The organism is Streptomyces sp. SID3343 (assembly GCF_009865215.1).
In the GTDB taxonomy this organism is placed as follows: domain Bacteria; phylum Actinomycetota; class Actinomycetes; order Streptomycetales; family Streptomycetaceae; genus Embleya.
Window position 1 is genome coordinate 1 of record NZ_WWJX01000209.1, and the last position, 8600, is coordinate 8600.

8 protein-coding genes are annotated in these 8600 nt (G+C 71.1%); 3 read left to right on the forward strand and 5 right to left on the reverse strand.

What is annotated here, in order from left to right; all coding sequences use genetic code 11:
- The 3 genes from lnt to GT354_RS07455 form a co-directional block, all read left to right on the forward strand.
- Nucleotides 1–1134, forward strand: a 1134-nt coding sequence (gene lnt, locus GT354_RS07445; RefSeq protein WP_237534472.1) for an apolipoprotein N-acyltransferase, incomplete at its 5' end; no start/stop codon positions are given.
- On the forward strand, nt 1131–1991 hold the full coding sequence (locus GT354_RS07450; RefSeq protein WP_161355456.1) for a polyprenol monophosphomannose synthase: 861 nt from the start codon (nt 1131–1133) through the stop codon (nt 1989–1991). The genes lnt and GT354_RS07450, both read left to right, overlap by 4 nt.
- Nucleotides 1992–1995: 4 nt before the next feature.
- Nucleotides 1996–2565 (forward strand): FxsA family protein, encoded by a 570-nt coding sequence (locus tag GT354_RS07455; protein ID WP_161355457.1) that lies wholly within the window; start codon nt 1996–1998, stop codon nt 2563–2565.
- A gap of 211 nt (nt 2566–2776) precedes the next feature.
- Here GT354_RS07455 and GT354_RS07460 read toward each other — a convergent pair whose 3' ends face one another.
- From GT354_RS07460 to GT354_RS07480, 5 genes are all read right to left on the reverse strand, one after another.
- Nucleotides 2777–3151 (reverse strand): RNA polymerase-binding protein RbpA, encoded by a 375-nt coding sequence (locus GT354_RS07460; RefSeq protein ID WP_161355458.1) that lies wholly within the window; start codon nt 3149–3151, stop codon nt 2777–2779.
- Nucleotides 3152–3472: 321 nt separating this feature from the next.
- Nucleotides 3473–5995, reverse strand: coding sequence for a SpoIIE family protein phosphatase (locus GT354_RS07465; protein ID WP_161355459.1), 2523 nt, complete (start codon nt 5993–5995; stop codon nt 3473–3475).
- Nucleotides 5996–6276: 281 nt separating this feature from the next.
- On the reverse strand, nt 6277–7902 hold the full coding sequence (locus tag GT354_RS07470; RefSeq protein WP_161355460.1) for an ATP-binding protein: 1626 nt from the start codon (nt 7900–7902) through the stop codon (nt 6277–6279).
- Nucleotides 7903–8144: 242 nt separating this feature from the next.
- Nucleotides 8145–8339 (reverse strand): DUF2304 domain-containing protein, encoded by a 195-nt coding sequence (locus GT354_RS07475; protein WP_161355461.1) that lies wholly within the window; start codon nt 8337–8339, stop codon nt 8145–8147.
- Between the two features lie 23 nt (nt 8340–8362).
- Nucleotides 8363–8600 (reverse strand): hypothetical protein (locus GT354_RS07480; RefSeq protein WP_161355462.1); only part of this gene is annotated, 238 nt, incomplete at its 5' end.

The following is an 8600-nucleotide window of genomic DNA, read 5'->3' on the forward strand; positions in this document are numbered from 1 at the left end:
CGCGAGCGCGTCGAGGTCGCGCCGGCCGCCCGGGCAGACGCCAAGGCCCGCAGCGCCGCCGTGGTGGCCCTCGGCGCCGCGGCCCTGGCGGTGGCCATCCCGATCAGCGCCTACGCCGTCCCCATCCCGACCTCGGGGGACGCAGAGGGGCCCGACAGCGCGACCATCGCCGTCGTACAGGGCAACGTGCCGCGCACCGGACTCGACTTCCTCGGCCAGCGCCGCGCCGTCCTGGACAACCACGTCAACGCGACCCACCGACTCGCCGCCGACGTACGCGCCGGCCGAGTCGAAAAACCCGAACTGGTGATCTGGCCGGAGAACTCCTCCGACCTCAACCCGTTCGAGGAACGCGACGCCTACGACGCGATCGACGGCGCCGTCAAGGACATCGGCGTGCCCGTCCTCACCGGGGTCCTGGTCGCCGGACCCGACGCGACGCACATCCAGAACCAGGGCATCGTGTGGGACCCCGTCACCGGCCCCGGAGAGTCCTACACCAAGCGCCACCCCGTGCCGTTCGGCGAGTACATCCCGATGCGCGACCTGCTCACCAAGTTCATCTCCCGCCTGGAGCGCGTGCCGCGCGACTTCTACCCGGGCAAGACCGTCGGCGTCATGCAACTGGGCCCCGCCCGCATCGGCGACGTCATCTGCTTCGAGATCGCCTACGACAACGTCACCCGCGAAGCCGTCACGCACGGCGGCCGGGTCCTCGTCGTCCAGACCAACAACGCCACCTACGGCCGCAGCGGACAACCCGAACAGCAACTCGCGATGTCGCGCCTGCGCGCCGTCGAACACGGCCGCGCGGTCCTGATCGCCGCCACCTCCGGCATCAGCGCCATCGTCATGCCGGACGGAAAAGTGGTCGAACGCACCCGCGAGTTCACCGCCGACACCCTGGTCATGGACATACCGCTGCGCGACGCCCGCACACTCGCCACCCGCGCCGGTTCGGCTCCCGAGTGGATCCTGGCTATCGTCGGACTCCTGGCCTGCGCGTACGGCGTCTACGCCCGCCGTCGCAAGCCGAGCGCAACCACCACCGCCCCCGCCGACCCGGGCGCCGAGCCGACGCCCGTCGACGAACCCGTCGCCATCAAGGCCACCGCCATCAAGGAGATGATGTGACCGACCGCGAGCAGACCAGCTTCGCCGACCTCGGCAAGGTGCTCGTCATCATCCCCACCTACAACGAATCGGAGAACGTCGAGCCGATCGTCGCCCGACTGCGCGCAGCGGTCCCCGACGTCGACGTGCTCATCGCCGACGACAACAGCCCCGACGGCACCGGCGACATCGCCGACGCGCTCGCCGAACACGACCCGCACGTCCAGGTCATGCACCGCGCCGGCAAGCAGGGGCTCGGCGCCGCGTATCTCGCCGGCTTCCGCTGGGGCATCGACCGCGGGTACGACGTCCTCGTCGAGATGGACGCCGACGGCTCGCACCAGCCCGAGCAGCTCCCCCGCCTGCTCGAAGCGATCCGCGACGCCGACCTGGTGATCGGCTCGCGCTGGGTCCCCGGCGGCGGCGTCGTGAACTGGCCCAGCCACCGCAAGCTCATCTCCAGGGGCGGCAGCACCTACTCGCGCTTCATGCTCGGCGTCGACATCCACGACGTCACCGCCGGCTTCCGCGCGTTTCGCAAGGAAACCCTGGAGGCCATCGGCCTCGACGAGGTCGCCTCACAGGGCTACTGCTTCCAGGTCGACCTCGGCTGGCGCGCGATCCGCAAGGGCTTCCGCGTCCTGGAGGTCCCGATCACCTTCGTCGAACGCGAACGCGGCGACAGCAAGATGAGCGGCACCATCGTCACCGAGGCCCTGTGGCGCGTCACCCAGTGGGGCATCGGCCGACGCGTGGGTAAGTACCGCACGGAGGACGCCGAAACCCCCGTACCCGCCCCCCGCGCGGCGGACGACGACATCGGCGTCGGCAGCACCGGTACGACCGGCTCCACCGGTACCACCCCGCCGAGGACGTGATCTCGTGAACACCCCGCTGCGCCGGGCGATCAAGCTCCTCCCGATCGTCGCGCTGCCACTCGTCGAGATCTACGTGATCAGTCGGGTCGGCAGCGCCATCGGGGCCGGCAACACATTCCTGCTCATCCTCGCCGGCATCGTCGTGGGCGCCCTGGTGATCCGCTACGAAGGCCGGCGCGTACTGACCCGCCTGCGCACCCTCGGCGAACAGGCGCAGCGCGAAGGCCGGTCCGACCCCGCCGCCATGGCCGCCCAGGGCGCGGAGGCCGGCAAGGCCGCCGCCGACGCGGGCGTGGTCGTCCTCGGCGGTGTCCTGCTGATCATCCCCGGCTTCGTCACCGACGCGCTTGGGCTGCTGTGCGTCCTGCCGTTCACCCGACCGCTGATCCGCCGCCTGATCGGCACCTTCGTCGCCGCGAAGATCGCCGGCAACGCCAGGCTCGGGGGAGTGATGCAGGACATCCGCATCCACCGTCCCGACGGCAAGATCGTCCAAGGCGAGGTCGTCGACCCGGAACACCCGGGCCCCCGCCACGACGACGACCCGCCGCCCCCGCCCAAACTCCTGCCGTAGGCACCGCGCGAGCCGCCGGCCGGCCGGAATCCGATCCCGGCCGGCGACGGGACGGGCGGCGAGCAGTGAGCCGAGAGTGCGCCCCGGATCGAGGCGCAACGACGCCCGGGGCGCCTCGACCGGTGAGGGTCGTGGGCGCCCCGGGCGTCGGGGTGCTGCTACCTGTCGACGGGGTCCGCGCGGACCCGGTGCGGGCGCGCGCGGTGTTCGCTCAGGCGCTCTTGCGGTTGGTGCGCGGGTCGTGGTGGAGGTTGATCCCACCCGACCGCAGTACGGCGAGGCGCTCGGCGAGCACCTCCTCCAACTCCTCACGGGTGCGCCGCTCCATGAGCATGTCCCAGTGAGTACGCGTGGCCTTGTTCTTCTTTTCCTCCGGCGGTGCGCCGTCCACCAACTGCGCGACGGCACCGCAACTGCGGCACTCCCACGTCGAGGGGATCTCCGCCTCGACGGAGAACGGCATCTCGAAGCGGTGCCCACGGGGGCAGTCGTACTCCACGGTGCGACGCGGCGCCAGATCGATACCTCGATCGGTCTCGTAGCTGGTGGCGCCAAGGCGTGTGCCGCGGAGAGCTCGCTCACTCATGAATCGTGCCTCCTGGCTTTGTCAACCCACATCGACAGGTCTTGCTGTCTCGTCCAGTGACAGAACGCGTGACGGACCCCGAAGATTCCCGACCGAGTGGCCGGTAGGTGGCTACCCGGGGTTCGTGACGGTGGGTAGCTACCCGAAAACGAAGGATTCACCGCACCGTCGGGAGAAAGCGCCACAAAACTCGCCTGTTTGCCCTTTCCGACTGCGGTATCCGGGCTGCCGGCCGCGGTATCCGGCTGCCCCGCGCCGATCCTGATACACCCGATATCGAGCCGTTCGTCAGGTTCGGGCAGGCGCCCGCCTTCGGTCGGGTCAGCGATCCTTTATCTCCGCCCAGACGATCTTGCCGTTGTCGGTGGGGCGCACGCCCCAGTCGGCGGTGAGGCCGGCCACGATGCTCAGGCCGCGGTGGCGTTCGTCGTGGCCCGGTGAGGACATCTCCTTGGGTTGTCGACCGTCGTGGTCGACGACCTCGACGATCAGTCGGCCCGGGTGGTGGCGCAGGCGCAGTTCCATCGGGGTGCGGGCGTGCTCGGCGGCGTTGGAGACCAGTTCGGTGACCACCGAACAGGTCGCGTCGTTGTGGTTGCCGAGCTGCCATCGGCCGAGCGTGGCGCGGACGAAGTCGCGGGCCTCGCGGGCCGAGCGCGCAGTGGGCGGCAGGTCGATGTTGGCGGTGCGTTCGACGCTGTGCCGGGCGCGGACCAGCAGCAGCGCGACGTCGTCGGGTTCCTGACCGGTGAGCATGGTCTTGGCGAGGAGATCGGCGACATCGGCGACGTTGTACGTGCCGCCGGTGAGGGTGTCGATGTGTTGGGTGAGCTCTTGGAGGCGGTCGGTCAGGGACGCGTCGTGGGACTCGACGAGGCCGTCCGTGTAGAGCAGGAGTTGGTCGCCGGTGTCGAATGCGACGACCGCGTCGTCGAAGGTGGTCCCGTCGAGACCGAGCGGGACGCCGAGGTCCTCCTCCAGGAGTTCGACCTTGCCGTCGGCGCAGATCAGCGCGGGCGGCAGGTGGCCGGCGTTGGACCAGTTGACGGTGGCGCTGCCGGGGTCGTACACGGCGTAGACGCACGTGATGATCTGGTCCTCGCCGCCCAGGCCGGTGACGAGGCGGTTGAGGTGGCGCATCACCTGCGCGGGCTGAAGGTCCATGACCGCGTACGCCCGTACGGCGGCGCGCAGTTGGCCCATCACCGCGGCGGCCTGGAGGCCGCGACCCATGACGTCGCCGACGACCAGCGCGATCCGGCCGGCGGAGAGCGGGATGACGTCGAACCAGTCGCCGCCGACCTGCTGGCCCTTGGCGCCGGGCAGGTAGCGGAAGGCGATGTGCAGTTCGTCGAGGTCGGGCGGGACCTGGGGCAGCAGGCTGCGTTGCAGTTCGACGGCGGTGTCGCGGACGCTGCGGAACAGGCGGGCGTTCTCGATCGCGGTGGCGGCCTGGGTGGCGATGCCCAGGGCGAGTTGTTCGTCGCGTTCGGTGAAGACGTCGGCCTTGGTGTGGCAGAAGGTGAACGCGCCGAGGTCCTCGCCGGTCGCGGTGGTGACCGGGATGGTCAGCAGGCTGCGGACCGGGGGCTGGCCTTCGTGGGTGATGCGATACGGCAGCAGGTGGGCGTCGCCGGGATCGTCGGTGAGGTCGCCGCGGCGGACGATCGGCGGCGGGACGGGCTTGACGTCGGGGCGGGTGCGGGCGGCGATCGTGGGGCGTGGTCTGGGCAGGCGGTCGATCAGGGTGGGATCGGGGCCGGTGACCGCGTAGCGGGTGTCGGCGACGCCGCCGGTGTCGTAGTCGATGTAGCGGAAGATGCCGTGCTCGGCGGCGATCACGGACGTGGCGGCGTCGGTGGCGGTCTGCACGAGGCGGTCGAGGTTGAGTTCGCGGGTGAGCTGTTGGCCGACGCCGTAGAGGGTCTCGATGATCCGGGTCTCTTGGTCGAGTCGGCGTTGTTTCCTGGCGAGCTGTTTTTGTTGCGAGCGGACCCGGTCGCGGGCGTCCTCGGCGGCCAGGGCCTGCTGGGCGGTGGTGCCCTCGTGCGCGGCGAGGAGCTGTTCGAGGGCGTCGACCCGCGCGGCCGCGACGTGGGTGTCGGTGGGTGTGCGCGGAGTGGGCCCGCCGGCGAACAGTGGTGCGGTGTGCAGCGGGAGCAGGGCCAAACGGGTGGAGACGGCGACGGTGCGGAAGAGTTCGGCGATGTGCGCGGGGACGGGCACGCGGGTGAACATCAGGACGGTGAACAGTTCCCCGTCGGGGAGGTTGCCGGCGTAGCCGACGACGGACTTTATGTCGTGGTCGCGGATGAAGTCCTTGTCGGGGACCGCGTCGCTGCTCGGCGCGTCGGGGATGTGGTGGATCTCGTGCCGGTCCCAGTCGCTGCCGGTGGGCAGGGGCCCGGCGACGATCTGTTCGGCGGTGACGCCGAGTTGGTCGAGCATGGCGCCGATCATCGGCGCCCGCCGGACGGCCTGGGCGTTGGGGAACGCGGTGACCTGGTGTCGGCGCGACCGGGTGCGGTCGCGCCATTCGACGCGGTCGCCGGTGGTGCCCAGGAGGGTGAGGCAGCGCAGCTCCGGATGAGGCGTGACGTCGGGCTGGCGCTGCCGGACGTGGCGTTGGAGGTCGGGGGTGAGGTTGCGCCACGGCATGGTCTGGAAGAGCCGAGTGAGGACGAGCTGCGGTTGCCCGGTGGCCGGGTCACGGAAGGTGTCGCGCAGGCGTTGCACGATGGCGCGGGCGGCGTCTTCCATCGTGGGTGACTCGGCGGTGACTTGGCGCAGTTCGGAGCTGCACACGACCATGTCGCTGACGGTGAAGTTGGCGAGGTCGAACACGGGGCGTCCACGTCCTCCTGGGGGTGCGAGTCCCCATCATGACGTGCCGGTGCGGGCGCGGTGGTGTGTTTTGCGTAATTGGTCGCGTGCCGGATGTACGGCTGGGGCATAGGCGTGGGGCGCATGCGTAGGGCGTGCGTGAGGCCCCCGGGTGTTGGTCGCTCGGGGGCCTCTTGGGAGGGGGCGGGGCGGCACCTGGCGGTTGGGGCCGGGGCCGGGGTCGTGGGAGGTGGCCGACGGGTTCGGTCCGCGGGGCGGCCGGATCGGGGCCGGCCGATGGCTCAGCCCGTGGGCTCGGGTTGCTTGGCGAGCGAGATGTGGGCGGCGGCGCGGGCGGCCTGGTCGGCGGAGGGCCGCCGGTTCGTGTGGCGGGGGTCGCCGGCGCGGGCGGCCTCGTCGATGCGTGGTGGGAGGAGGTCGAGGACGCGCCTGCGGTCCGCTTCGCAGGTGTCGTCCTCCAGCGGGTCGGGCGTGTACGGGATCTGGATACGAATGACGGCGTTGTTGCCGATGCGCACGTAGCCGCGGCCGGGGGGCATCGCCTCGCCACCGGAGATGCCGGGCGTGGCGCCCAGGACGACGCCGGTGACCTCGGGGTCCAGGGAACCCAGGACGATGCGGGTGTGGGTGTCGGCGACCAATGCCGGGCGTAGCCGGTCCAGGTGGGCGGGTCGGACGCTGGTGACGATGCCGACGTGGGCGGCGCGCCCCAGGCGCAGCGGGAGGTCGAGGAACTCCTGGGGATCGGTGGCGCCTTGGGCGGTGGCCGATTCGGTGAGTTCGGTGATCTCGTCGAGGATCACCCACAGGGGGCGGCGGGCGTTGTCGGGGACGGGCGTGCCGTGTTGCTTGGCGTGGGTGACGGCGGCGATGCGGCGCTGGGTCTCGTGGCGCAGCCAGGTGAGGATTTCGATGGTGCCCTGGTAGCCGGTTTCCACCCGAAGGATGTTCTTGCGGCCGACCAGGCACGCGAAGTCGCCGGACCCGCTGCCGTCGACGACGACGAGGTCGCCGTCGCGGGCGGCCTGGAGGGCGATGGTGCGCAGGAGGTTGGACTTGCCCGCGCCGGGGGCGGCGACCGCGAGCAGGTGGGGGTCGATGCTGCGGTTGCCGGTGCGCCACATGACGGGCGGCAGTTGCCGGGTGGTGTTGTCGACCCGGATGGGGGTGAGGCGGTTGGTGCTGGTGGTGTCGGTGATGCCGAGCAGGATCTCGCGGGGCGCGGTGACGTACGGCTGGGCGGGCACGGGGGGCGGGAGCGGCGACAGCGCGGCGAGGGTGAGGTGGTTGTTCTCGGTGTCCCAGTCGTAGAGGTATTCGCGACCGCGCCCCGTCTTGGCCTGGAGCGCGCGCTCGACGCGGGCGCGGGCGGCGGGGTCGTTGTCGGTGAAGTACGGGCTGTAGGCGAGTTCCAGGCGGGTGATCCGGTCACCGTCGAGTTCCCAGTGTCGGAACGCGTCCTGGTACGGGCCGCCGGGGTGGAAGATGCGGGCGGGGTCGTGGTCGTCGGCGAGGTAGGGGACGAGGCCGTTGTAGACGGCTTGGAGGCGGACGTCGGTGGGATCGGGGGCGGGCTCGGGGGCGGGCGGCTTCTCCCCGCGGCCGAGCCACGCGGCGGAGCCCAGTACGAGGACCACGGTGACGATCGGGGCGTAGGGCAGGAAGTACAGGGCGAGCACCATGGCGGCGACGCCGGCCGCGCCCACCTTGCGTTTGTCGGCCCCGGCGGCCTTCCACCAGTTGCGGGCCCAGGCGGCTTGTTTGCGCAGGCCGCGGGTGAGCGTGAGGACGGGCGAGAACGTGTCGCGCGTGTGGTGGTGGATGCGGTGGGCGCGGGAGCGGGTGTTGCCGAGTCCGTCCTGGACGCGTTGGGCGATGGTGGCGAGAGATTTGGGGCCGGGGGACATGCGGTCTCCGTGGTGGGGGGTGGGTCGGGGCGGTCGTTCGGATGTGGGGTTCGGGTGGGCTCGGCGGGTGAGTTCTTCGGATGGGTGGGTTTCTTCGGGGTCGGGTCCGGACGGGCCGGCAGGGGTTCGGGTCGGTGGGTCGGGCGGGTTCGGTGGTGCGTGCGGGTAGGCCGGAGGCCCCGGTTCGGAAGGCGAACCGGGGCCTGCGGCGGGTGTTGGTGGGGTCGAGGGAGGGAGTGTGGTCAGAAGCTGAGGCCGGATAGGAGGTTGGCGATGCTGTTGCCGCTCGCGGTGATGTGCGGAGCGATGGAACTGCCGGCGAGATAGAAGCCGAAGAGGGAGCAGACGAGGGCGTGCGGGACCCTCAGTCCGTCCTTGCGGAAGAAGACGTAGGCGATGACGCCGAGCAGCAGGACTCCGGAAATCGACAGGACCATGGGTCCTCCTTCAAGCGGCGCACTCAGTGCGTGGGGAGATGGGCGAAAGCCCCGGTGTGGGTGAGGGCGTACAGGACGAGAACGGTGGCGGCGAGGCGGCCCGGGGTGGACAGGGCCCACAGGGCCGCGTGGAGGGTGACGACGAGCGGCAACGTGGTCACGGCGTAGACGGTGTGGAAGGTCCGGGCCTGCGGGCCGGTGGCCCGGGCGGCGGGGGCGAGGGTGCGGCGGACGACGCCGGTGAGGGTGGGCAGTGCGGGT

Coding starts and splice junctions, on each gene's coding strand:
- GT354_RS07475 (WP_161355461.1), bottom strand. CDS start 8,339: ATGGTCCTGTCGATTTCCGGAGTCCTGCTGCTCGGCGTCATCGCCTAC.
- GT354_RS07470 (WP_161355460.1), bottom strand. CDS start 7,902: ATGTCCCCCGGCCCCAAATCTCTCGCCACCATCGCCCAACGCGTCCAG.
- GT354_RS07460 (WP_161355458.1), bottom strand. CDS start 3,151: ATGAGTGAGCGAGCTCTCCGCGGCACACGCCTTGGCGCCACCAGCTAC.